This window comes from Rhodobacter sp. NSM, from assembly GCF_052244495.1.
Classification (GTDB): Bacteria; Pseudomonadota; Alphaproteobacteria; order Rhodobacterales; family Rhodobacteraceae; genus Cereibacter_A.
The window spans coordinates 882787-906357 of the sequence record NZ_JBQPXH010000001.1 but is presented as its reverse complement, the minus strand read 5'-3'; the positions used below and the strand labels follow the sequence as shown (position 1 = coordinate 906357).

Annotated in this window: 17 protein-coding genes and 2 tRNA genes; 13 read left to right on the top strand and 6 right to left on the bottom strand. The window is 67.7% G+C overall.

Features of this window, described 5'->3' with window-relative positions; genetic code table 11:
* Position 1: 1 nt before the first annotated feature.
* The 7 genes from ACTVZP_RS04265 (at position 2) to ACTVZP_RS04235 (ending at position 9255) form a co-directional block, all read left to right on the top strand.
* On the top strand, positions 2-3079 hold the full coding sequence (locus ACTVZP_RS04265; RefSeq protein ID WP_443210843.1) for an efflux RND transporter permease subunit: 3078 nt from the start codon (positions 2-4) through the stop codon (positions 3077-3079).
* Between the two features lie 223 nt (positions 3080-3302).
* Positions 3303-4433 carry a tRNA guanosine(34) transglycosylase Tgt gene (gene tgt, locus ACTVZP_RS04260; RefSeq protein WP_443210842.1) on the top strand — a complete coding sequence of 377 codons (1131 nt, stop codon included), beginning with the start codon at positions 3303-3305 and terminating at the stop codon, positions 4431-4433.
* A gap of 136 nt (positions 4434-4569) precedes the next feature.
* Complete coding sequence (locus tag ACTVZP_RS04255) at positions 4570-5658, top strand: alkene reductase (RefSeq protein ID WP_443210841.1); 1089 nt, start codon at positions 4570-4572, stop codon at positions 5656-5658.
* A 345-nt stretch (positions 5659-6003) separates the two neighbouring features.
* Positions 6004-8412 (top strand): endopeptidase La, encoded by a 2409-nt coding sequence (lon, locus tag ACTVZP_RS04250; RefSeq protein ID WP_443210840.1) that lies wholly within the window; start codon positions 6004-6006, stop codon positions 8410-8412.
* Between the two features lie 135 nt (positions 8413-8547).
* On the top strand, positions 8548-8937 hold the full coding sequence (locus ACTVZP_RS04245) for an HU family DNA-binding protein (protein WP_443210839.1): 390 nt from the start codon (positions 8548-8550) through the stop codon (positions 8935-8937).
* Positions 8938-8956: 19 nt separating this feature from the next.
* Positions 8957-9031: transfer RNA gene (locus tag ACTVZP_RS04240), tRNA-Val, on the top strand.
* 148 nt (positions 9032-9179) lie between these two features.
* Positions 9180-9255: transfer RNA gene (locus ACTVZP_RS04235), tRNA-Val, on the top strand.
* A gap of 204 nt (positions 9256-9459) precedes the next feature.
* On the opposite strand, the gene ACTVZP_RS04230 is transcribed toward ACTVZP_RS04235, so the two are convergent.
* On the bottom strand, positions 9460-11841 hold the full coding sequence (locus ACTVZP_RS04230) for a mechanosensitive ion channel domain-containing protein (protein WP_443210838.1): 2382 nt from the start codon (positions 11839-11841) through the stop codon (positions 9460-9462).
* Between the two features lie 697 nt (positions 11842-12538).
* Here ACTVZP_RS04230 and ACTVZP_RS04225 point away from each other — a divergent pair.
* The 5 genes from ACTVZP_RS04225 (at position 12539) to ACTVZP_RS04205 (ending at position 17640) form a co-directional block, all read left to right on the top strand.
* Complete coding sequence (locus tag ACTVZP_RS04225) at positions 12539-13639, top strand: ABC transporter permease (RefSeq protein ID WP_443210837.1); 1101 nt, start codon at positions 12539-12541, stop codon at positions 13637-13639.
* Positions 13639-14412, top strand: a complete 774-nt coding sequence (locus tag ACTVZP_RS04220) for an ABC transporter ATP-binding protein (RefSeq protein WP_443210836.1) — start codon at positions 13639-13641, stop codon at positions 14410-14412. Before ACTVZP_RS04225 ends, ACTVZP_RS04220 begins: the two co-directional genes overlap by 1 nt.
* A 3-nt stretch (positions 14413-14415) precedes the next feature.
* Positions 14416-15381 (top strand): MlaD family protein, encoded by a 966-nt coding sequence (locus ACTVZP_RS04215; protein ID WP_443210835.1) that lies wholly within the window; start codon positions 14416-14418, stop codon positions 15379-15381.
* 2 nt (positions 15382-15383) lie between these two features.
* On the top strand, positions 15384-15989 hold the full coding sequence (locus tag ACTVZP_RS04210) for an ABC-type transport auxiliary lipoprotein family protein (RefSeq protein ID WP_443210834.1): 606 nt from the start codon (positions 15384-15386) through the stop codon (positions 15987-15989).
* Positions 15990-16098: 109 nt separating this feature from the next.
* Positions 16099-17640, top strand: coding sequence for a trimethylamine methyltransferase family protein (locus tag ACTVZP_RS04205; RefSeq protein WP_443210833.1), 1542 nt, complete (start codon positions 16099-16101; stop codon positions 17638-17640).
* 232 nt (positions 17641-17872) lie between these two features.
* On the opposite strand, the gene ACTVZP_RS04200 is transcribed toward ACTVZP_RS04205, so the two are convergent.
* Positions 17873-18148, bottom strand: coding sequence for a DUF6477 family protein (locus ACTVZP_RS04200; RefSeq protein WP_443210832.1), 276 nt, complete (start codon positions 18146-18148; stop codon positions 17873-17875).
* Positions 18149-18365: 217 nt separating this feature from the next.
* Here ACTVZP_RS04200 and ACTVZP_RS04195 point away from each other — a divergent pair, with 217 nt between their 5' ends.
* Entirely contained in the window at positions 18366-19502 is a 1137-nt protein-coding gene (locus ACTVZP_RS04195) for a DUF6456 domain-containing protein (RefSeq protein ID WP_443210831.1), read from the top strand.
* Here ACTVZP_RS04195 and ACTVZP_RS04190 read toward each other — a convergent pair.
* From ACTVZP_RS04190 to ACTVZP_RS04175, 4 genes are all read right to left on the bottom strand, one after another.
* The gene (locus ACTVZP_RS04190; protein ID WP_443210830.1) at positions 19472-20800 is read right to left on the bottom strand and encodes an HlyC/CorC family transporter; all 1329 of its coding nucleotides are present in this window, start codon (positions 20798-20800) and stop codon (positions 19472-19474) included. The two genes, ACTVZP_RS04195 and ACTVZP_RS04190, sit on opposite strands and share 31 nt — an antisense overlap.
* 67 nt (positions 20801-20867) lie before the next feature.
* Positions 20868-21806 (bottom strand): site-specific tyrosine recombinase XerD, encoded by a 939-nt coding sequence (locus ACTVZP_RS04185; protein ID WP_443210829.1) that lies wholly within the window; start codon positions 21804-21806, stop codon positions 20868-20870.
* Positions 21806-23359: a hypothetical protein gene (locus ACTVZP_RS04180; RefSeq protein ID WP_443210828.1), complete on the bottom strand. Its 1554-nt coding sequence runs from the start codon at positions 23357-23359 to the stop codon at positions 21806-21808. The genes ACTVZP_RS04185 and ACTVZP_RS04180 overlap by 1 nt, the downstream gene beginning before the upstream one ends.
* Positions 23349-23483 carry a hypothetical protein gene (locus tag ACTVZP_RS04175; RefSeq protein WP_443210827.1) on the bottom strand — a complete coding sequence of 45 codons (135 nt, stop codon included), beginning with the start codon at positions 23481-23483 and terminating at the stop codon, positions 23349-23351. The genes ACTVZP_RS04180 and ACTVZP_RS04175 overlap by 11 nt, the downstream gene beginning before the upstream one ends.
* Positions 23484-23571: the final 88 nt, after the last annotated feature.

Here is a 23571-nt window from a genome sequence, read left to right as displayed (position 1 = left end):
GATGAACATTTCCGAGATCTTCATCCGCCGCCCCGTTGCCTCGACGGTCCTTGCGAGCTTCATCCTGCTGCTCGGCTTCTATTCCATCGTGAACCTGCCGGTGCGCCAGTATCCGGAGGTGGAGGAGACGGTCGTCACCATCACCACCACCTATCCCGGTGCCGCGCCCGAGCTGATACAGGGCTTCATCACCGCGCCCATCGCGCGTGCGGTCGCCACGACCGAGAACATCGACTACGTGACGAGCCAGAGCCGGCCCTCGGCCTCGGTCGTCTCGGTGCAGATGAAGCTCGGCGCCGACTCCGACGTGGCGCTGACCGAGGTGCTCGCCAAGGTGCAGCAGGTCAGGGGAGAACTGCCCTCCGAAGCCGAGGATCCGGTGATCGTGAAGGGCACCGGCGACAATTTCGCGCTGATGTATCTGGCCGCGCTCAATCCCAACATGTCCGCCGAGCAGATGACGGAATATCTCGAGCGGGTGATCCGCCCGCGCATGTCCACCATCGAGGGCGTGGCGGAGATCGAGATCATCGGTGCTGCGGAATATGCGATGCGGGTCTGGATCGACCCGATGAAGCTTGCCGCGCGCAACGTCACCGCCCCCGAGGTTCTGAGCGCGATCCGGGCGTCGAACTTCCTCTCGGCGCCGGGCAAGACCGAGGGCGAGTATTTCGCCCGGTCGATCAAGCTTCAGTCGACCCTGCAGACGCCCGAGGCCTTCGGCGCGCTGCCGATCCGCTCGGACGGGGACGAGGTCGTGCGGCTGAGGGACGTGGCGGACGTACAGCTGTCCTCGGCCGAGCCCGACAGCATCGTGACATTCAACGGAGAGCCCGGCACCTTCATCGGCATCTTCCCGACGCCCGCCGCGAACCCGCTGACGACGGCGGCGGCCGTCATCGAGGAACTGCCCGCCATCAACGCGACCCTGCCGCGCGGCATGGAGATCAACCTCGTCTACGACTCGACCGAGACGATAACCGCCTCGATCGTCGAGGTCTTCAAGACGCTGGGAGAGGCCGTCGCCATCGTGGTGGTGGTGATCCTGCTCTTCCTCGGCTCGTTCCGCTCGGTGCTGATGCCCATCGTGACCATCCCGCTCTCGCTGATCGGTGTCTGCGGGGTGCTTCTGGCGCTCGGCTATTCGATCAACCTCCTGTCGCTTCTGGCGATGGTGCTGGCCATCGGCCTCGTGGTGGATGACGCGATCGTGGTGGTCGAGAACATCCACCGTCACATCGACGAGGGGATGAAGCCATATCACGCGGCGCTGAAGGGCATGCGCGAGATCACCGGTCCGGTGATCGCGATGACGATCACGCTCGCCGCGGTGCTCGCGCCACTCGGCTTCTCGGGCGGGCTGACCGGATCGCTCTTTTCCGAATTCGCCTTTGCGCTGGCGGGGTCGGTGATCATCTCGGGCGTGGTGGCCCTTACGATCACCCCCATGATGTCCGCCCGCCTGCTGAAGGAGGGCAGCGGCAGCCGCTTCCAGCGCATCGTGGACCGGACGCTGGAGGGGACGGCCAACTGGTATGAACGACGGGTCTCGTCCTCGCTCGACTACCGGCCGGTCACGCTGCTGATGGTGGTGGCGCTGGTAGGCGCGACGGGCTTCATGTTCCTCAACACCACGAGCGAACTGGCGCCGGAAGAGGATCAGGGCGCGATGTTCGCGATCCTGAACGGGCCGCGCTACGCCACGAAGGAATACACCCAGCTCTACACCGACCGGATCTCGGACGTGACGAGCGACATCGCCGAGGTGAAGACCGAGTTCTCGATCGCGGGCTTCGGCGGGCAGGCCAACCAGGGCATCTACATCTGGGTGCTCGACGAATGGGCCGACCGCGACCGCAGCCAGGCCGAAGTGCAGCAGGAGGTGCAGTCCCTGCTCGATCCGGTTCCGGGCATGCAGGGCTTCGTCTTTGCCCCGCCCACGCTGCCGGGAACAGGTGGCGGCCTGCCGATCTCGATGGTCCTTCAGTCGATCCAGTCGCCGGACCGGGTGTTCGAGATCGCGGAGGAGATCCGCAGGCGGGCCGAAGCCTCGGGGCGGTTCATCGCGGTGCAGAACTCGCTGTCCTTCGATGCGCCCGAGGTGGTGGCCACCATCGACCGCGACCGGGCCGCGACGCTGAACGTGCCGATCTCGGACATCGGCAACACGCTGGGCCTTCTGGTCGGTGGCGCCTCGGTCTCGCAGTTCGACCGGGACTCGAACAGCTATGACATCATCCCGCAGGTGCCGCGCGACTGGCGCAACAACCCCGAGCGGCTGAGCCAGTTCTTCGTCCGGTCCGCCTCGGGCGCGATGGTTCCGCTGACCTCGGTCGTCAGCTTCGAGACGGGTGCCGCGGCGGCCTCGATCGAGCAGTTCAACCAGCTGAACTCCGCCACGATCTCGGCGCTACCCATGATAGGCGTGTCGACCGGCGACGGACTGGCCGAGTTGCAGCAGATCGCGAACGAGGTCATGCCCGACGGCTTCTTCCTCGACTATTCCGGACAGTCGCGGCTCGAGGTCGAGCAGGGCAACACGATCCTGCTGGCCTTCGCCGCCGCAGTGCTGGTGATCTACCTCGTGCTTGCCGCGCAGTTCGAGAGCTTCCGCGACCCGTTCATCATCATGATGTCGGTGCCGCTCTCGATCTTCGGCGCGATCCTGCCGCTGAACCTCGGGCTGGGGACGCTGAACATCTACACTCAGGTGGGCCTGATCACGCTGATCGGCCTCATCACCAAGCACGGAATCCTGATGGTCGAATTCGCCAACCAGCAGAGGGAAGTGCAAGGTCTGAACCGGCGCGACGCGATCGTCGCCGCGGCCAAGGTGCGCCTGCGTCCGATCCTGATGACGACGGCGGCCATGGTGCTCGCCGTGGTGCCTCTGATCATCGCAGAGGGCGCCGGCGCGGAGGCCCGTCAGGCGATCGGCGTCGTGATCTTCACCGGCCTGCTGATCGGGACCTGCTTCACGCTGTTCGTGGTGCCGATGTTCTACACCTTCATCTCGAAGCCGGACAAGGAATGGCAGGAGCATCGCGCGCTGCTGGAGGCGCGCGAGGCCTCGGCCTGAGACACCCGGAGGAGCGGCCGGGGGAGGGGCTGTCTGCCCCTCCCCCGGACCCCCGCCCCGAGGATACTTGAGCAAGAGTGAAGGGGGCGCCGCGTCCGGGCGGAGGCGGCGCCGCCGGCTTTTCGGTCGATTGCGTGCAGAAGGGCGCCCGCCTGAAGAAGGCCGCGCCCTTGGCATTCCGGCCGGTTTCGCGCAGAAGGGCGCGCGACAGGCGGAGGCGGCGATGACCCGGCAATTCAGTTTCGAGCTCAAGGCGACCGACGGGCGCGCGCGGACGGGGGTGATCTCGACGCCGCGCGGCGAGATCCGCACGCCCGCCTTCATGCCGGTCGGCACGGCCGGAACCGTGAAGGCCATGCTGCCCGAGAGCGTGCACGCGACGGGGGCGGACATCCTGCTCGGCAACACCTACCATCTCATGCTGCGCCCGACCGCCGAGCGCGTGGCGCGGATGGGCGGGCTGCACTGCTTCATGAACTGGGACCGGCCGATCCTGACCGATTCCGGCGGCTTTCAGGTGATGAGCCTCGCGGATCTCAGGAAGCTGACCGAGGAGGGCGTGACCTTCCGCTCGCACATCGACGGCTCGAAGCACCACCTGAGCCCCGAGCGCAGCATGGAGATCCAGCGGCTTCTGGGTTCGGATATCGTGATGGCCTTCGACGAATGCCCGGCTCTGCCCGCGACCGAGGAGGCGGTGGCTGCATCCATGCGCCTCTCGATGCGGTGGGCGCTCCGGTCGCGCGAGGCCTTCGGCGACCGGCCCGGCCATGCGCTTTTCGGGATCATGCAGGGTGGCGTCACGCGCGAGCTGCGCGAGGAGAGCGCCGCGGCGCTGCGCGAGATCGGCTTCGAGGGCTATGCCATCGGCGGTCTCGCCGTGGGCGAGGGGCAGGAGGCGATGTTCGGCGTGCTCGACTATGCGCCCACGTTCCTGCCCGAGGACAGGCCGCGCTACCTGATGGGAGTCGGCAAGCCCGACGATATCGTGGGCGCCGTCGAGCGCGGGGTGGACATGATGGATTGCGTTCTGCCCTCGCGGTCGGGCCGCACCGGGCAGGCCTTCACGCGGCGGGGCGTGGTCAACATCAAGAACGCGCGCCACATGGACGATCCGCGCCCGCTGGATGAGCACTGCCCTTGCCCGGCCTGCCGCAGCTACTCGCGCGCCTATCTGCATCACGTCTTCCGGGCGCAGGAGATCATCGCCTCGATGCTGCTGACCTGGCACAACCTGCACTACTATCAGGAGCTGATGCAGGGCCTGCGGGATGCCATCGCGGAGGGCGGGCTTTCGGCCTTCGTCGCGGGCTTCCACGCACAGCGCGCCGAGGGCGATATCGAGACCCTCTGACTTCCCGCTTCCCGAGATCCGATCCGGTTCCACCCCGCAAGCGTCATGACGGCTTTGACGGGGCCGCATGGCGGCAGCCGTTGGCGCGGCAGCGGCAGCCCTTATGTCGGAGCGACACGGATCAAGGACCTGATGGATGACAGAGAAACTCTTCACCCCTATCGCCTTCGGCGACCTCACGCTGAAGAACCGGGTCGTCATGGCGCCGCTCACCCGCAACCGGGCCGATCCCGAGGGCGACGTGCCGACGGACCTGACGGTGGAATATTACAGCCAGCGCGCGGGGGCGGGGCTGATCGTCACCGAAGGATCGCAGATCTCGCCCGAGGGCAAGGGCTACGCCTGGACGCCCGGCATCTACTCCGAGGCGCAGGTCGCGGCCTGGCGCAAGGTGACCGAGGCGGTCCATGCGCGGGGCGGCAGGATCGCGATCCAGCTCTGGCACGTCGGCCGCATCAGCCACACGAGCCTCCTCGACGGCCGGCAACCCGTTGCGCCCTCGGCCCTGACGGCTGCCTCGCGCACCTTCGATGGCAGCCAGTTCGTCGAGACCTCCGCTCCGCGCGCCCTGGACGAGGCGGAGATTGCGCGCGTGGTCGAGGACTATCGCCACGCGGCGCGGAATGCGAAGGCCGCAGGTTTCGACGCGGTCGAGATCCACGGCGCGAACGGCTACCTGATCGACCAGTTCCTGCGCGACACGTCGAACACGCGCACCGACGCCTATGGCGGCAGCCAGGAGAACCGCGTGCGGTTCCTCGACGAGGTGGTGGGCGCGGTCGTCTCGGAAATGGGGGCAGGGCGCACCGGCATCCGCCTCTCGCCGTTCTCGAACGCCAATGACGTGGGGCTGGACAGCGACACGCTGGGCCTGTTCTCGAAGGCCATCGACGTGCTGAACCGGCACGGGCTCGCCTTCCTGCACATGGTCGAGGGCCAGACCGGCGGGCCGCGCGACTGGCCCGAAGGGGCGCTCGAGACGCTGCGCGGCCGGTTCCACGGCACCTACATCGCCAACAACGGCTACGGCCGGGACCTTGCGGTGGCCGCGGTCGCAAGCGGGAAGGCCGACATGGTCGCCTTCGGCAAGCTCTACATCTCGAACCCCGACCTTGCCGAGCGGCTCGCCGCCGGGGCGCCGCTCGCGCCGCTGCCGACAGAGGGCCTCTATGGAGGCGGCGCGCAGGGCTACACGGACTATCCGGCACTTGTTCCGGCGGCCTGACGCCGCTCCGGAAGATCGCCTCTCGGGGCCTCACCGGACGCGCGAATGGAGCGCGTCCGGGGTCAGGATCCCCCTCTTCCTTGCCCCTGTCACGCGGCGGGGAAGAGGTGCTTCGGGCGCAGGTGTCGCGCGATGCGGCCGCATGAGGCACGGACTTTGCACAAACTAGCACCGAAAGATGACTTGTTGCCGGCCGAAAGCCGGGCCAGACTTTGCGGCAAGTCGTATCGGGGGTCAGGTTGACAGCAGGACGCCTCGCCACCAGATATCGTAGTGACTGTCCGGGGAAGGCCGAGTGCTGCCGATTGGCCGGGGCCGGAGCCTTCCTGCATCGAAGGAAAAGACATGACTGAACAGCTTCCCAACAGCTATCCCGTGCTGCCGCTGCGCGACATCGTGGTTTTCCCCCACATGATCGTGCCGCTGTTCGTCGGACGCGAGAAGTCGGTCCGTGCGCTCGAGGAGGTGATGGCCGACGACCGCCAGATCCTGCTGTCCTCGCAGATCGATCCGTCGGTCGATGATCCGTCCACGGAAGGCATCTACCGCGCAGGCGTGCTCGCCAACGTGTTGCAACTGCTGAAGCTTCCCGACGGAACCGTCAAGGTTCTGGTCGAGGGCAAGAGCCGCGTGCGCATCACCGAGTTCCTGACCAACGAGTCCTTCTTCGAGGCCCGGGCCGAGCGCCTGAGCGAGGAGCCGGGCGATCAGGCGACGGTGGACGCTCTGCTGCGCGCCGTGGCGGAAGAATTCGAGCGCTACGCCAAGATCAAGAAGAACATCCCCGAGGAGGCGCTGGCCGCCGTGTCCGAGACGCGCGACGCGGCCCGGCTGGCTGACCTCGTGGCGGGGCATCTCGGGATCGACGTGGCGCAGAAGCAGGCGCTGCTCGAGACGCTGGACGTCGCCGAACGGCTGGAGCGCGTCTACGGCCACATGCAGGGCGAGATGTCGGTCCTGCAGGTCGAGAAGAAGATCAAGACCCGCGTGAAGAGCCAGATGGAGCGCACGCAGCGCGAGTACTACCTGAATGAGCAGATGAAGGCCATTCAGAAGGAACTCGGCGACGGCGAGGACGGCCAGAACGAGGTCGCCGAGCTGGAAGAGCGCATCGCGCGGACCGAACTGTCCAAGGAGGCGCGCGAGAAGGCCGAGGCCGAGGTCAAGAAGCTGAAGTCGATGTCGCCGATGTCGGCCGAGGCCACGGTGGTGCGCAACTATCTCGACTGGCTCCTCGGCGTGCCGTGGGGCGTGAAGTCGCGCACCAAAAAGGACCTGACAAAGGCGCAGGCGGTGCTCGATGCCGATCACCACGGGCTCGAGAAGGTCAAGGAACGGATCGTCGAATACCTCGCCGTGCAGGCGCGGTCGGCGAAGCTCAAGGGTCCGATCCTCTGCCTCGTCGGCCCTCCGGGCGTCGGCAAGACCTCGCTCGGCCGGTCGGTAGCCAAGGCGACGGGGCGCGAGTTCATCCGCATCAGCCTCGGCGGCGTGCGCGACGAATCCGAGATCCGCGGCCACCGGCGCACCTACATCGGCTCGATGCCCGGCAAGATCATCCAGGCGCTGAAGAAGGCCAAGACCACGAACCCGCTCATCCTGCTCGACGAGATCGACAAGATGGGGCAGGACTTCCGCGGCGATCCGGCCTCGGCCATGCTGGAGGTGCTGGATCCGGAACAGAACTCGACCTTCGTGGACCACTATCTCGAGGTGGAATACGACCTGTCGAACGTGATGTTCCTGACCACGGCGAACAGCTACAACATGCCGTCGCCGCTTCTGGACCGGATGGAGATCATCCCGCTCGCGGGCTACACCGAGGACGAGAAGCGCGAGATCGCCAAGCAGCACCTGATCCCGAAGCAGATCGCGAACCACGGTCTGAAGAAGGGCGAGTTCAAGGTCACCGACACCGCGCTGACCGAGATCATCCGCACCTACACCCGCGAGGCGGGCGTGCGGAACCTCGAGCGCGAGATCGCGAAGCTCGCGCGGAAGGCCGTGACCGAGATCGTGAAGGGCGCGACCAAGGCTGTCGAGGTGACGCCCGAGAAGCTCGAAGGCTATCTGGGGGTCAAGCGCCACCGCTATGGCCTCGCCGAGAAGGAGGATCAGGTGGGCGTGGTGACGGGCCTCGCCTGGACCTCGGTTGGCGGCGAGCTTCTGTCGATCGAAGCGCTGCGCCTGCCGGGCAAGGGTCGGATGAAGACCACCGGCAAGCTCGGCGACGTGATGAAGGAGTCCATCGACGCGGCCTCGAGCTTCGTGCGCTCGATCTCGCCGGAACTGGGCGTGAAGCCGCCGAAGTTCGAGGCGGTCGACATCCACGTCCACGTTCCCGAGGGTGCCACGCCCAAGGACGGGCCCTCGGCCGGTGTCGCGATGGTGACCTCGATCGTCTCGGTGCTGACCGGCATCCCGGTCCGCAAGGATATCGCGATGACCGGCGAGGTGACGCTGCGCGGCAACGTGCTGCCGATCGGCGGGCTGAAGGAGAAGCTGCTGGCTGCGCTCCGGGGCGGCATCAAGACCGTGCTCATCCCCGAGGAGAACGCCAAGGATCTGGCAGAGATCCCGGACAACGTGAAGGAAGGGCTTCGGATCGTGCCCGTGGCTCATGTCCGCGAGGTGCTGCGAGAGGCGCTGGTGCGGATGCCCGAGCCCGTGGAATGGGACGAGGAGGCCGAGGAGGCCGCGGCCGCAGCGCGGCGTCTCGAGCGGGAGGCCTCTCCGTCCGCGACGGCACACTGATTGCCTGCACGACGGCATGAGGGCGCGGCTTCGGCCGCGCCCTTTTCCTTTCGGGCGGCGCTGTCGACACGGTTCCCAAGCCCATAACCATGGCGTAGCTTCGCCCGGACGAGTCCCCGATCAGGAAAGCGGATGATGAGCAAGACACCCAGAAGCGACGACGGAGCGCGTCCGGCGAAGAAGGCGAAGGTCGCTCCGGCGGGGGCAGCGGATGCGTCCGAGGCTCCGGCGGCCCCTGTGCTTCGTCGGAAGGACATGGTCGACATGATCGTCTCCGCGACCGGTGCGAAGCGGAAGGACGTGCGGCAGATCGTCGAACTGACGCTCGGGACCATCGGCGATGCCCTCGCGCGCGGCGACAGCCTGATCCTTCCGCCGCTCGGCCATCTGTCAGTGCATCGTCGCGGACCGGCCGAAGGACCGGCCAGGATGTTGCTCCGCCTGCGGCGCGGAACGGGTCAGGATGAGGCCTCGGCAGAGGACGAAAAAGAATCTCCGGAGGCCCTTGCAGAGCCGAAGAAGTGACTGTAATACCCGCGGCATCGGGCGATTAGCTCAGCGGTAGAGCGCTTCGTTCACATCGAAGATGTCAGCGGTTCAAATCCGTTATCGCCCACCATACGCTTCTTTCGAAGTCCGCGACCCTCGGGTTCGCGGATTTTGTCTTTCCTGACCGGAATGTTCCTCGGGCGCAGGCGCCAAGGGCACCCGGCAGGACATGTTCCGGCTTGCGAAACATCCTCCGGCTGAGGTAGAGGGCAGGCCGCGGGTGGTTAGCTCAGTTGGTAGAGCGTCTCGTTTACACCGAGAATGTCGGGGGTTCGAGTCCCTCACCACCCACCATCCCTTCGTCGACCCCCCCCCGCGATGCCGGAAAGCGCATGCAGATCCGCCGGGCGGGTGGATGCGTTCCGGCTTCCGGATCCAACTCAGGTCCGTTGCCCCGGGGACCGGCTGCGGAACCAGCCACCGGCGGCGATGTAAACCCGTCCGGATCGCGGATGACCGTCACGCTCGAGCCTGACCTCCCGAGCGTGACGTTCCCTGTCAGGAGCCCGCGCTCTCCGGCGCGGCCTTCGGTGCGAAGGCCGAGAGCGTGCCGGCGTCGCCGAAATAGATCGTCTGGTGCGGGAACGGGATCTCGATGTTCCGTTCATCGAAGATGCGCTTGATGATCTCGTTGTAGGCCCGACCCACGGCCCACTGTTTGCCCGGAACGGTCTTGATCCGTGCGCGCAGGATGATCGCGCTGTCCGCGAACGTGTCGAGGCCAAGCCATTCCAGCTCGGCAAGGATACTGGCGGCATGATCGGGGTTGCGGCGCAGTTCGGCGAAGGCGTCGAACATCGCGACCTTCACCTTGTCCACGTTCTCCTTGTAGGCCACGCCCATGTCGCAGAGGAAGAACGAGAAATCGCGCATGAAGTTGGACACCATGTCCACCGACGAGAACGGGATGATGTGGAAGATGCCGTTCACGTCGCGAAGGCTGACGGAGCGCACCGTCAGCCGCTCGACCACGCCTGACGTTCCCGCCACCGTCACCACATCGCCGACGTTGATCGCATTCTCGAACTGGATGAAGACCCCGGTGATGATGTCCTGCACGAGCTTCTGGGCACCGAAGCCGATGGCGAGCCCCAGTACGCCGGCCGAGGCAAGGAGCGGCCCGATGTTGAGGCCGATCTCGGACAGGCAGAACATCAGCGTAACGACCACCAGCGCGATGGTGGCGGCGTTGCGCAGCAGCGAGAGCAGCGTCTGCTCGCGCGAGGTGGCGACATGGCCGAAGGCCGGGTTCAGGCGGTAGTCGATCCACGAGGACAGGGCGATCCAGATCGCGAAGGCCACGGCCAGAATGGCCGAGACGGCAATCGTCGTGCCGATCAGGTTCCGACCGAGCGGGCTCTCGAGCCAGCCGCCCACGTCGACGACACCGATCGTGTGCAGGGTGAAGAACAGGACGACGACCACGATCAGCAGCCGCAGGATCAGCAGCACCTGCGGCACGAACCGGTTCAGCCGGCGCTCGAGCAGGGGCAACCGCTCGTTCGCGGAACTCGGCAGCCGCACACCGTGCGAAATCGTCCGCGCCAGCGCGCCGGAGAGGAAGAAGCCCACGACGAGCACGGCCAGGATGCGGAGGGAGGCGAAGGTCGGCCCCATCGCATCCTCGCCCGAGGCGACGAGCGAGAGCATGAGGAGGATCGCGAGATAGGCGAGGGCGAACCAGTGCCAGGATTGTGCGAGGGCAACGAGGGCGGGTGAGCGACGGGTGCGTTTGTGCCGCTCGCGAGGAGGCTCGACCGCGGGTTCGGGATCGGGAGGCGGCGGCGCCTCCGCCGTTCCGGCCGCGATGTCGGCGGCCAGGTGCGGGTCGATCTGTTGTGTGCTCGAAGCCTGCGGCGGTGCGCTCTCGCCCAGGGATTGCCTGGGATAGACCGGCTGCGTCTCGCGCAGCAGCCACTCCGCCACGGGCTTGCGGTTCCGGATCGCGAGGAAGGCCAGGAACAGCACGCCGACGATGGTGATGAGCGCCGAGACGGCGCGCGCGGCGGACACGGAGGCACTTTCCTCCACGATGGGAACGACAAGAAGCTGGCCGTAGCCGAGAAGCGCGATGCTGAAGCTCATCGCGGCGGCGAGGTATCCTGCGGCGTGGTCTCCGAGGGCCACGATGCGCAGGTCCCGCGTCGACGGCGACAGGACGAAGCGCATGGCCGTGCGCGAGAGTTCCACCACGAGGAAGGCGTTCAGGTAAAGCGTCTGCCGGATGCCGATCTGTCCCGCGTTGCCGATGACGGTGATCGCTATGACATACCCGATCGCCCAGGCGCCGACCACGATCAGGACATCCATGGCGAGCGCCCCGAGATAGAGCAGCATGCGCCCGCCCGCGCTGGCCGACCGCGCCTTCGCGCCCATGCGGCGATAGGTGGGGATCACCGCCCGCCGCAGGAGGTTGAAGATGACGGCCGTTGCCAGGATGAGAAGCAGCAGCTCGACGAAGGCGCTGCCCAGCACGCCGAGGTCGAGGCGGGAGAGACCGTCGAACAGCTCCGGCGAGGCCTTCAGCGCGGTCCAGAGGCTGCTCACGCTGGTTGCCACGGATTCGGCGGCGTTCTGGGTGAAGAGGGCGGCCGACCGACCGAAGGACAGGATCTCGTCCGAGGCGGCGGCCGGCTCGGGGGCATCCGCGGCTGCGGCGGCGCGCTCGAGCTCGGCGATGAGTTCGGCCCGCGCCGCGTCGTCCCGGAGCAGGTCGAGCAGCGTGGCCGCAGAGGTGGAGGCTGCGGCTTCGGATCCCGTGTCTTCGGCAGCCGGCGCCGTGAACTGTGCCAGCGCGGGATGAAGGGCGACCCCCTGGACGAGCAGGAAGATGAGGGCGGGAAGCAGCAAGGCTGCGCATCTTGTCGAAAGTCTGGTCATGGCGGTGCAAGAGAGTGCTCGCAACGCGCCTGCCAAGGTCACGGCGGCAAATTCCGCCGAACTGAAGCCGTGTAACGACCTCTTCCGGCCGAGGAATGTGCCTAGGGCCGGTGCCACCGCCAACGCGCGGGATCTCTTGAGGCAGGCGGGGGAGGTCCGGGCGAGGCCCGGAGATCCCTTGCGGTAGCGATGGGCCGCGGATCTTCTCACTCAAGCGGGTGAGGTCCGGGCGGCGCTTCGGAGATCTCCTCCGGCAGCATCGGGATTGGTGCCTCCGGCCGGAAGGTCTGGGCGGGACCTGGAAGATCCATGAGCCCTCCGGCAGGAATGACACCCCGCCCCGGCGCCGAACCGCTTGTCCTCGATCGCGCGGGACCGCTGGACGGCTGCTCCGGAAGAGAGATCGGGGCGGCCGCCGGACGCTGCGTCCCGATCCCGGTCCCGGAGCAAAGGGTTGCGGGAATGCTGCCGCATGCTAGAGGTCGGGGGATTTCAGAGATGGTGAGGCGTGATGCGTCTGGAATCGGCAGCGAGCGGGCGGCAGATCGGTTTCGTCCGACGCGCGCGCCTTGGCAGGGAACAGAAGCGGGCGCCGTGACGTTCCCCGTGGCATGCGGGGCGGGTCATGCCTGGGCGCGCCTTGCGCCGTCTGCGCAGGCGCGCGCGTCGTGATCGTCGGAGTGGGGCTGACAGTAAATTGGTTGCAACGAGATCGACCCCATCCTCGGCGCCGGCCCTCGGACGCATGACCATCGAGACGTTGACCGAGACCAGGAGCAGACTCGAGGCCGTGGCAAGCTCGGGTCGGCTCGACATGAAGGAGGTCGAGGCGCTCGACACCGCAGGCGCCTGGGCGATCCTGCAGGCGAAAAAGCGCGCCGAAGCCGAAGGCCGCCCCTTCGAGATCGTGAACCTGACCGAAGCCCACCGTCACCTGCTCGCGACCGTGGCCGAAGCCATGCCCGAACCCGAGCCGAGGCGGCGAACGGTGCCGGGGCGGCCGGGAGACGGGCTTGCGCAGCTCGGCCGGGAGGTGACGGAGGGGCTGAGCGGAAGCCTCGGCTCGGTGGCGTTCCTCGGGCAGGTCGTGGCGCATCTCGGCGGGCTGCTGATCCACCCGAGGCGACTGCGCCTGACGCCACTCGTGCACCACATGCAGGAGGCGGGATGGAACGCCGTGCCCATCGTGTCCCTCATGGGGTTCCTCATCGGCATCGTGCTGGCCTTCCAGGGCTCGACCCAGCTGAAATCGTTCGGCGCTGAAGTCTATGTCGTGGATCTCGTCGCCATCTCGATCCTGCGCGAGCTGGGCATTCTGCTGACCGCCATCATCGTCGCGGGCCGCTCGGCCTCGGCCTTCACCGCTGCCATCGGCTCGATGAAGATGCGCGAAGAGATCGACGCGATGCGCGTCCTCGGTCTCGATCCCATCGACCGGCTGGTGCTGCCGCGCTTGCTGGCGCTCGTGATCCTGTTGCCGGCGCTCGGCTTCATCGCGTCGCTGGCGGGACTCGTGGGCGGTGGGCTGATGGCCTGGATCGACCTCGGCATCACGCCGGGCATGTTCCGCACCCAGCTGCTTGCGGATACCGACGTGAGCCATGCCATCATCGGTCTGGTGAAGGCGCCCTTCTTCGCCGTGATCATTGCGGTGATCGGCTGCCATCAGGGCATGCAGGTCTCGGGCAATGCCGAATCGCTCGGCCAGCACACGTCGCGTTCGGTGGTGCAGGCGATCTTCCTCGTGATCGTGGTGGATGCGCTTTTCTCGATCTTCTTCGCAGTCTGGGGGCTCTGATGGCCAAGGAAGTGCTGATCGAGGTTCGCGGGCTGAAGAACCAGTTCGGGCCGAACGTGATCCACGAGAACCTCGACCTCGACATCTACCGCGGAGAGGTTCTCGGCATCGTGGGCGGGTCGGGCACGGGCAAGTCCGTGCTGCTGCGCTCCATCGTGGGCCTGCAGCGGCCCGCCGCCGGCAGCGTGAAGGTTTTCGGCACCGACGTGCGCAAGGCGGACAAGGCCGAGATGGCGAAGGTCGAGAACCGCTGGGGCGTCATGTTCCAGGACGGGGCGCTCTTCTCCTCGCTGACCGTGCGCGAGAATGTCGAGGCCCCGATGCGCGAGCGTATCGGCCTCGACCCCGAAACGCGCAAGGCGCTGGCCGATCTGAAGATCGCCATGGTGGGCCTGCCGCCCAAGGCGCGCACGCTCTATCCCTCGGAGCTGTCGGGCGGGATGCGCAAGCGGGCAGGGCTCGCGCGCGCGCTGGCGCTCGACCCCGACATCGTGTTCCTTGACGAGCCGACCGCCGGCCTCGATCCGATCGGCGCGTCGGACTTCGACGCGCTGATCCGCAACCTTCAGACATCCCTGGGTCTTACGGTGTTTCTCGTGACGCACGATCTCGATACGCTGCATGCAACCTGCGACCGCATCGCGGTCCTGGCGGAAAGGAAGGTGCTGGTGACAGGAACCATCCGCGAGCTGATGGAGGTGGATCACCCCTGGGTCCGGGAGTATTTCCACGGGCCACGCGCCCATGCGGCGCTGTTGGCGGCGGAGGGCTGAGCCATGGAAACGCGTGCGCGATTCATCCTGATCGGCCTCTTCACGCTGCTCAGCGTGCTGGCGACGCTCGGGTTCCTGCTGTGGCTCGCGAAAGTGCAGCTCGACCGCAGCTATGCCGAATACGACATCCTCTTCGGCAGCGTCGAGGGCCTCGGACGGGCGAGCCCCGTGCGCTACAACGGCGTGGATGTGGGCGAGGTGCTTACGATCCAGGTCAACGAGGAGGATCCGTCGCTGGTCCGGGTCCGCGTTCAGATCGCCGCGACGACGCCGGTACGGACGGATACCCGCGCGCAGGTCGCCTCGCAGGGGGTGACGGGCGTGTCCTATGTCTCGCTTTCGGGGGGATCGGCGCCCGAGCCCCTGCGGGCGCAGGCGGACGAATGGCCGCCTGTCATCCCCTCCGAGCGGTCGGCGGTGCAGGCGCTCACTTCGGATGCGCCGACGCTGCTGGCCGAGGCGATCTCGCTTCTGAAGGACATCCAGACCTTCACGGGCCCGGAGAACCGGATGGCCGTCGAGAGCATCCTGACCAATGCCGATGCGTCCGTGCAGAACATCGCGGCGATCACGCGCGACGCGTCAGAGGCAACGCAGCGGCTCAACGATTTCACGAACCGCCTCGACCGGATGGCCGACCGGGCCGAGACGGCGCTGGCGACGCTCGAATCCTCGCTCGATGAGGCGCGAGCCGCGGCCTCGGCGGCACGCGACACATTCGAGACGGTGAACCGCGTCGTCGATCAGGACGTGCCACCCATGATCGCGCAGATCCGCAGCGCGGTCTCGGGCATCGAGCGGTCAGTGTCGGACATCCGGGACTTCGCCGACAACGGTCTTCCGCAATACACGGCGCTCGCCGCCGAAACCCGCCGGACGGTGACCAACTTCAACTCGCTGGTCGCGCAGATCTCGCGCGACCCGGCGCGGTTCTTCCTCGGCAACCAGACCCCGTCCTACAGGAGATGACGATGCGCGCCCTGACCCGACTTTCGCTCCTCGCCGTGGTGCTGACCCTCTCGGGCTGCGGTGCCGTGACGTCGCTGTCGCGCGCCTCCGAGCAACTCGACACCTACACCCTCTCGCCGCTTCCGGGCGCGGGCGGGGGCGGGTCGGGCCACATCGTCGTCGAGGCCGCCACCGCCGGTGGCGCGCTGGCCACCGACCGGATCCTCATCAAGCCCTCGCGTGTGCAGGCGCTGTATCTGCCCGATGCGCGGTGGTCGGATCCGGCGCCGGCGCTCATGCAGACCCTCCTCGTGGGATCGCTGCAGAACGCTGGCGGCTTCCGGCTGGTCGCACGCGAGGCCGCGGGGCTCGTGCCGGACTACACGCTGATGACCGAGTTGCGCGACTTCCAGGCCGAGGCGCCTCCGGGTGCGGTGCCGACGGTCCGGGTCGCCATGGTGCTGACGCTGATCCGCGAATCCGACCGCAGCGTGGCCTCGACCCGCCGCGTCGAGGCCGAGGCGCCGGCCGCATCGGACACGACGGGCGACATCGTGGTGGCCTTCGAGACGGCGGTGACCCAGGCGCTGGGGCAGGCGGTCGGCTGGGCGCGGGCGCAGGCGCGCTGAGCCTTCTCCGGCGCATGTCGTTTTCTGGACGCAAGCGCCGGAATCGGTTTCTGCATCTTCCGCGAAAAGCGTCATAAGGACGCAAAGCGGCGCTGTCGGAGGGTGCAACATGAACGAGGTCACGGGACGCAGGGCGCGGGGCGGCGGCGGCTCGGCGCGGCGGGCGGAACGCACCGCTGTCCGGATGGACACGGCGAAGTTCATCACGCGCAACATCCCGAACTTCGAGATCCTGAACGAGGAAGCGCTCCAGATCATCGAGTGGAACGCCGAGACCGTCCTCGAGGAGATCGGCGTCAACTTCCTCGAGAACCCGGCGGCGCTCCAGCGCTGGCGCGACGCGGGTGCCGACGTGCGCGGCGAGCGGGTGCATATCCCGCGCGGGCTCGCCCGCAAGCTCTGCGCCACGGCGCCCTCGAGCTTCACGCAACATGCCCGGAACCCCGAGCGGAACGTCGAGATCGGCGGGAAGAGCCTCGTGCTGGCGCCGGTCTACGGCCCTCCCTTCGTGCGCGACCACGAGGGCGGGCGCCGCTATGCCACGATGGAGGATTTCCGCAACTTCGTGAAGCTCGGCTACATGTCGAAGTGGCTGCACCACTCCGGCGGCACGGTCTGCGAGCCGACGGACGTTCCGGTGAACAAGCGTCACCTCGACATGCTCCACGCCCACATGACGCTCAGCGACAAGCCCTTCATGGGCTCGGTCACCGAACCGTCGCGGGCCGAGGATTCGGTCGAGATGGCGAAGCTGCTCTTCGGTGCGGACTTTGTTGACCAGAACACGGTGATGACCTCGCTCGTGAACATCAACTCGCCGCTCACCTTCGATGCGACGATGATGGGCGCGCTCGAGGTCTATGCCGCGGCCAATCAGGCGGCCATCGTCTCGCCCTTCATCGTGGGCGGAGCCATGGCGCCGGTGACGGTGGCGGGCACGCTGACGCAGGTGCTGGCCGAGGTGCTGGCCGGCGTGGCCTACAGCCAGCTGATCCGTCCCGGCGCGCCGGTGATCTTCGGCGCCTTCGTGACCTCGATCGACATGAACTCCGGCGCGCCTACCTTCGGCACGCCCGAGGCCTCGCACATCACCTACGGCGCGGGCCAGCTTGCCCGCCGTCTGGGGCTGCCCTATCGCTCGGGCGGGGCGTTCTGCGGCTCGAAGCTTCCCGATGCGCAGGCCGCCTACGAGACCGCGAATTCGCTGAACATGGCACTGCTTTCCGGCGTGAACTTCATGCTGCACGCCTGCGGCTGGCTGGAAGGCGGCCTCGTGTCGTCCTACGAGAAGTTCGTGATGGATGCGGACCAGCTCGGCACGCTCCACCATCTGGCGCAGGGCGTCGCGGTGGACGAGAACGGGCAGGGGATGGATGCGATCCGCGAAGTGGGTCCCGGCGGTCACTATCTCGGCTGCGCCCATACGCAGGCCAATTTCAAGTCTGCCTTCTGGCGGTCTGACCTCTTCGACTACAAGCCCTTCGAGACCTGGGAGGAAGAGGGAGCACGCGATACGGAAGTGCTTGCAGCCAGCCGGGTGAAGAAGCTTCTGGGAGACTACCAGCAGCCGTCGCTCGATCCGGCCGTGGCCGAATCGCTGTCCGACTACGTGGCGCGAAAGAAGCAGTCGATGCCCGACGCCTTCATCTGAAGGCAGCATCCGGAACGGGAAGGGCGCGGGCGGAATGGCCCGCGCCCTTCGTCATTCACCGGCAGCACATTACGGGCCGCCGGCTTCGGCACCACGGGTGCTTGGTGCGAGGCCGGATTGCCGGGTCCTGCGGACCTGCGCAGCCGTATGTCCCTGAAGAACCGCCTCTCTTGCGAGGCCGCGGGCCCTGCTTGCAGGATGCCTCACGGATCGGCCACGCCCGGCCCAGGTGTCACGGCAGGCACTGGATGAGGCGCGCCTCCGCGATGAGCGCGATCAGCACCTCTACATGATGGGTCACGGAGTAGGTGGTGTCCCCCGATGTCCGTTGCGCCTCCAGCCGCCGCTCTTCCTGGAGCAGCGCCGTTACCGCGCGCTCCGGCCGCTGGTCTTCCACCAGCCGGCGCAGGTCCCGCTCGCGCCGGTAGTCGGACAGGCCCAGCCGGGCTGCGCGCATGAGGAGCCGGGGGCGGCGGATTTCGGCGAGAAGGCTGCGGATTTCGGTCATGGGAATCTCCTCTGTCGGGGGTCGACAGATTGATCTGGTGCAACTCTGCGTTGCACCCGCGACCGATTCACCGCTCGGAGGTTTCTCGAATGTTTAGGAATTAGAAAGAATTATCAACAACACCGCAGTTGTTAACAAACAGGTAACCAATGCCCCTGACGGTTGCAAACGTCCAAGGCCGGACATCGCCCTCTCTCGGGTGCCACGGGATGGAATGATGCAGACCGATCTTCGCTTGTCTTCGACGCTGCCTGCATGGCTTCCGGAAGCCGTCCGGCTTTATCTCGACCATACGGAGGAAGGGCTCTCGCTCCGCGAACTCGCGCGGCGCGAGGGATGCCACGCCTCGACAGTCCTGCGCCATGTGCGCCGCTGCGAGAGCCGACGCGACGATCCGCTGGTGGACGAGGCGCTGGCGGCGCTCGGGAGGTCACAGGGGCGCGGAGCCTTCCCAGCCAGAAAGGACAGACACGACATGACGGCACCGATCCGCCCCGAAAGCTCAGCCTCCCTCCGGCCCGGATCCCTCGACGAAACGACCATTGCGCGCGAAGCGAGGCGCATCCTGCGGCGCCTCGCCCAGCCGCAGACCCTGCTGGCGGTGGCTCCGGACATGGAGAAGGCGGCGGTCCTGCGCACGCTACCGGATGGCAGCACCGCGCGGATGGCGGTGGTGGACCGGGCCGTGGCCCAGGCCTTCGCGCTGAAGGACTGGATCGCCTGCCGCAAGCCCGGACGGATCGCCACCTACGAGATCACGGCCACCGGCCGGGCCGCGTTGAAGCGGCTCGTGGACAGCGATGAGGCAAACCGCGGGCAGGGGCTTGCCGAGGCCGCACAGCCGTTCGCGGCCCAGCACGGCGACTGGACCGAGCGCGAGATCCGCGACGAGGACGGACCGCGCCGCGTGCGCTACAATGCGGCCGAAAGCCCGGTGGCGGTGCTCGGGCGGCGCAGGGACAAGGACGGCCAGCCGTTCCTCGCGGCGGATCTTGTCGAAGCGGCGGAGCGCCTGCGCGAGGACTTCGAACTCGCGCAGATGGGTCCGCGGGTGGCGCAGAACTGGGACCGGTTCCTGACCGGGGCGGATCGCGGCCATTTCCGTCCGGACGGAGGCGGGGCCGAGGGTCCGCGTCAGGCGCGCGAGCGCGTGGCCTCCGCGCTGCGCGACCTCGGGCCGGGCCTTGGCGACATGGTGCTGCGCTGCTGCTGCTTTCTCGAAGGGCTCGAGGCGGCCGAGCGCCGAATGGGTTGGTCGGCGCGCTCGGGCAAGATCGTGCTCCGGATCGCGCTGCAGCGGCTGCGGCGGCACTATGACGAGACCTACGGCCGTTCGCGCCCGCTGATCGGCTGAGCGTCGAGCGGGCGGACCTTCAGCTTCATGAGCCGGTTTTCGCGCTTGGTCAGCACCTCGAAGCGGAATCCGTGGAAGCTGAAGGCCTGCCCCTCGTTCGGGATCATCTGCGCTTCGTGGATGACGAGGCCGGCGACCGTGTTGGCCTCGTCGTCGGGCAACTGCCAGTCCATCATCCGGTTCAGGTCGCGGATCGTCATGGCCCCGTCCACGAGATAGTCGCCCGTGTCCGCGCGCTTCAGCGTCATCTCCTGTGCGATGTCGAACTCGTCGTTGATCTCGCCCACGATCTCCTCGATGATATCCTCGAGCGTGATCAGTCCCTTGAGAGCGCCGTATTCGTCCACCACCAGCGCGAAATGCGTCCGCCGCTTCAGGAACTGGCGCATCTGCTCGTCGAGCGGGGTCGTCTCGGGGACGAAATAGGGCTTCATCGCCACGGCAAGGATGTCGAGTTCGTTCAGCGCCCCGGTGCTGCCGGTCCGCATCAGCCGCGAGACCTCGCGCAGCAGGTCCTTGGCGTGGATGATGCCCAGGATGTTCTCGTGGTCGCCGCGGTAGAGCGGGATGCGGGTGTGCGGCGAGGCCAGGACCTGCGAGATCACCTCCTCGGAGGACTTGTCCGCGTCGATCATCTCGATCTGGCTGCGGTGACGCATGATCTCCTCGACCGTCCGCTCCGAAAGGTCCAGCGCGCCCAGAAGCCGGTCGCGGTCCTCCTTCTCCACCGCGCCCTGCGAATGGCCCAGGGCGATGGCGCCCGCGATCTCGTCGCGGATGGCGAGCATGTGGTCGTTGGGGTCGATCCGCACGCCCACCGTCCGGAGGAGTCCCCGCACCAGTACGCGCACCACCGCCACGATGGGCGAGAAGAGGATGATCAGGATCCGGATCACCGGCGCGACCTTCGACGAGAAGGCCTCGGGCCGGCTGATCGCCAGCGTCTTGGGCAGCACCTCGCCGAAGATCAGCACCAGAAGCGTCATGACCAGCGTCGCGACCGCCACGCCGCTGTCGCCGAAAACGCTGGTGAAAAGGGCGGTCGCCAGGGACGCCGAGAGGATGTTCACGACGTTGTTGCCGAGGAGCAGCGCGCCGATCATGCGCTCGTTGTCCTCGGTCACCTGCAGGGCACGCTCGGCACCGCCAGAGCCTTTGTCGGCCCGCGCCCGAAGCTTGGCGCGGGATGAGGCGGTGAGGGCCGTCTCGGATCCCGAGAAGAAGGCGGACAGCACGAGAAGAGCCAGGATGGCGGCGCCCGTGAGAAGCGTCGCCGGATCGAGGTTCGAGACATTCATGACGGGGCAGGGTCCTTGGGTGCGGCAGGGGCCTAATGTGGGGCGGGCTTCCTCATCCGGCAAGCGCTCACTCGCGCCGCGCGAGCGGATGGTGCTTCAGGACGAGGTCCTTCAGATGCTCGTCGAGCACATGGGTGTAGATCTCGGTGGTGGACAGATCGGCGTGGCCGAGCAGCGTCTGGATCACGCGCAGATCCGCGCCGCCGGCCAGCAGATGCGTGGCGAAGGCGTGGCGCAGCGTATGCGGCGTGACCTTCGAGGGATCGACGCCCGCCAGCACCGCGATCTGCTTGACGAGCACATAGAAATACTCGCGTCTCAGATGACCCGCAGCGCCCGAGCCGGGAAAGAGGAACCGCGAGGCGGTGCGGCCGGCTTTCTGGGCCAGCGCCTCGGCCTCGTCGCGCGCCCGCAGCCAGTCTGACAGCGCCTCGCGCGCCGGGGGCGAGAGCGGCACCATCCGCTCCTTCCCGCCCTTGCCGCGCACGAGGATCATCTGCGGATTGCCCCGCGCCGCGGCGACCGGCAGCCCCACCATCTCCGAGACGCGCATGCCGGTGGCGTAGAGAAGCTCCAGCAGGCAGCGGTTGCGGATCTGGTCCGCCGCCCGCCGGCCCTTGTCGCGCGCCGCCTCGAGCAGGCGGTCGACCTCCTCGACCTCGAGTGTCTTGGGAAGGCGCTTCGACTTGCCGGGGCCGGTGATCCGGATCGCGGGATTGTCGCTGCGCCAGCCTTCCTCATGCGCGAAGCGGTAGAGCTGGCGGATCGCCGACAGCCTGCGCGCGCGCGTCGCCGTCGACAGGCCCTGCGCCTCGCAGAAGCCGAGATAGGCCTCGACCGTGTCGCGATCCGCCGAGGTGAAATCCTGCGAGCGGCGGGCGAGCCAGTCCGCGAAGTCCTTGAGGTCGCGCCCATATGCGAGCCGCGTGTTGCGTGCGGCATCGAGTTCCGCGGCCTGCGCCTCGAGGAAGGCCGAAATCCAGCGTTCCATCCCTGCCGGGGCCATCAGCCGCGACGCTCCAGCAGCATGAGTTCCAGCGCCGTCCGCCGCATGACCGCCTCGAGCCCAAGCTCGCGGAAGAGGGCGAGGCCCTGCGTAACGCCCGCCATGTCGCCGTCCGTGCCGCGCGACACTTCCTCCAGCGCCAGCAGCAGGGCCTCGCCGGGGCGGTCCTGTGCGAACAGCTCGCCCGCCGCCTCCGAGGGATCGGCCTTGTCGAAGCCCGCGGCGATGGCACGCCCCATCGGATCGACCGGGCCGCTCGCGGCCGGCTTGCCGGTCGCCAGCGCGATCAGGAACCGCTCGGCCTCGTCCTTCGGCTTGCGCGCGCGGGCGACGCGCTCCGCCTCGGGCGAGAGAAGCGCGATGCGGAAGGCCAAGGCATCCGCCTTGTCCGGCAGGTCGAGGCCGCTCAGCCGGTCGGCCACGAGCCGCGCCAGCGTGACCTCGAGTTCGACCTCGGACATGCGCTCATAGGCGACGGGGAGGCTCTGCGCCACGGCCGAGGCGTCCTTTGCGGTCAGCGCCGCGTCCAGATCCTGAAAGGCGCGGACCCGATCCCAGACCCCACCGGACGCGGCGGCCCTGCGGGCGGTGTAGAGACCGAAGAGGGCGTTCGGCTCCAGCGCGCCCGCCCGCGAGAGGCGCTCCGCAGCCTCGATCTGTGCCTTCCAGCCCGCGGTTTCGCGCAGTTCGGCATGGGCGAAGGCGATCGGCAGCGTCTGCGTGGGCAGCGGCTCGCCCACTGCCTCGAGCAGCCTCCAGTCCAGCGGCGTGACCCGGGCCGGCGGCGTCAGCGGGCCGTCGCCCTCGTAGAGATCGGGATCGAGGAACCGGGAAAGCAGCGCATCCTGTGTATCGTCCACATAGCCCAGCGCCTGCGCCGTCCGCAGCGTCAGCGCCGCCGCGTTCCAGTCGCCCGACCGCGCGAGGCAGAAGATTCGCGCCGGGAAGGTCGGGGCCAGATCGGGTGACTTCTGCAACTCGATGCAGGAGGCATCTTCCTCTCCGGTCAGCAGCGCGATGTCGAATTTTCGGCGGAAGGCCTGCGCGCCGCCGTCTCCGGCAGCGTCCAGAAGGCTCTTGGCGCCTTCGAGCGCCCCCATGGCCAGCAGCTTGTCGACCCGCGCGAGGAGGAGCCGTCCCTTGCCTTCGGAATCGGCGGGCGGCTCGGCCTCGGCCAGCAGGATCGTGGTCAGAAGCGACTGCAGCGCGGGCAGGGTGCCGGTCGGTGCTATGGCGATGCGGTTCGCGATCTCGGTCGTCCGGCCCATGCCCCAGAGTTCCCTCGGCAGCCCCGTGCGGGACGAGGGCAGCAGCCCCGCCCCGTCCGGCGAGGGGCCATCGAGCGGGGTCACCGCCACGTCGGCCGGCAAGGCTCCCTTCGTCACGCGGGGCTCCTCCGGCGGTGGCGCCATCTTCGCGGGAGCGGCGACCGATCTCGAGAGCCAGTCGATCGCAGACAGAGGCTCCTGCGCCGCCGCACCGGCCGAGAGCCCGATCAGGGTGCAGAGCGCCGCGGCACCATGTCGCGCACCGGCGCGCAGGTCATTGGGCATTCAGCATCACCGGCTTCGTCACCTCGGTCTGGGGCGGCGAAAGGTCGGCGAGATAGGCATAGCCCGTCAGCGCGATCAATCCCGCCACAACAAGCACCAGCAAAGCCTTGAAGATGCGCCACATGCCCGTTTCCGACCCTCGTTCTGCCCCGGTTCTTTGTTGCCCCGGAAGTCTTCGGCTGTCCTGTGCCGCTCCGGGGATCGTTCGGGTC

What these genes read in the sequence shown, in the direction of transcription:
- ACTVZP_RS04265 (WP_443210843.1), top strand. Translation starts at nt 2, where the DNA reads ATGAACATTTCCGAGATCTTCATCCGCCGCCCCGTTGCCTCGACGGTC.
- tgt (WP_443210842.1), top strand. Translation starts at nt 3,303, where the DNA reads ATGACCCGGCAATTCAGTTTCGAGCTCAAGGCGACCGACGGGCGCGCG.
- ACTVZP_RS04255 (WP_443210841.1), top strand. Translation starts at nt 4,570, where the DNA reads ATGACAGAGAAACTCTTCACCCCTATCGCCTTCGGCGACCTCACGCTG.
- lon (WP_443210840.1), top strand. Translation starts at nt 6,004, where the DNA reads ATGACTGAACAGCTTCCCAACAGCTATCCCGTGCTGCCGCTGCGCGAC.
- ACTVZP_RS04245 (WP_443210839.1), top strand. Translation starts at nt 8,548, where the DNA reads ATGAGCAAGACACCCAGAAGCGACGACGGAGCGCGTCCGGCGAAGAAG.
- ACTVZP_RS04230 (WP_443210838.1), bottom strand. Translation starts at nt 11,841, where the DNA reads ATGACCAGACTTTCGACAAGATGCGCAGCCTTGCTGCTTCCCGCCCTC.
- ACTVZP_RS04220 (WP_443210836.1), top strand. Translation starts at nt 13,639, where the DNA reads ATGGCCAAGGAAGTGCTGATCGAGGTTCGCGGGCTGAAGAACCAGTTC.
- ACTVZP_RS04215 (WP_443210835.1), top strand. Translation starts at nt 14,416, where the DNA reads ATGGAAACGCGTGCGCGATTCATCCTGATCGGCCTCTTCACGCTGCTC.
- ACTVZP_RS04210 (WP_443210834.1), top strand. Translation starts at nt 15,384, where the DNA reads ATGCGCGCCCTGACCCGACTTTCGCTCCTCGCCGTGGTGCTGACCCTC.
- ACTVZP_RS04205 (WP_443210833.1), top strand. Translation starts at nt 16,099, where the DNA reads ATGAACGAGGTCACGGGACGCAGGGCGCGGGGCGGCGGCGGCTCGGCG.
- ACTVZP_RS04200 (WP_443210832.1), bottom strand. Translation starts at nt 18,148, where the DNA reads ATGACCGAAATCCGCAGCCTTCTCGCCGAAATCCGCCGCCCCCGGCTC.
- ACTVZP_RS04195 (WP_443210831.1), top strand. Translation starts at nt 18,366, where the DNA reads ATGCAGACCGATCTTCGCTTGTCTTCGACGCTGCCTGCATGGCTTCCG.
- ACTVZP_RS04190 (WP_443210830.1), bottom strand. Translation starts at nt 20,800, where the DNA reads ATGAATGTCTCGAACCTCGATCCGGCGACGCTTCTCACGGGCGCCGCC.
- ACTVZP_RS04185 (WP_443210829.1), bottom strand. Translation starts at nt 21,806, where the DNA reads ATGGCCCCGGCAGGGATGGAACGCTGGATTTCGGCCTTCCTCGAGGCG.
- ACTVZP_RS04180 (WP_443210828.1), bottom strand. Translation starts at nt 23,359, where the DNA reads ATGCCCAATGACCTGCGCGCCGGTGCGCGACATGGTGCCGCGGCGCTC.
- ACTVZP_RS04175 (WP_443210827.1), bottom strand. Translation starts at nt 23,483, where the DNA reads ATGTGGCGCATCTTCAAGGCTTTGCTGGTGCTTGTTGTGGCGGGATTG.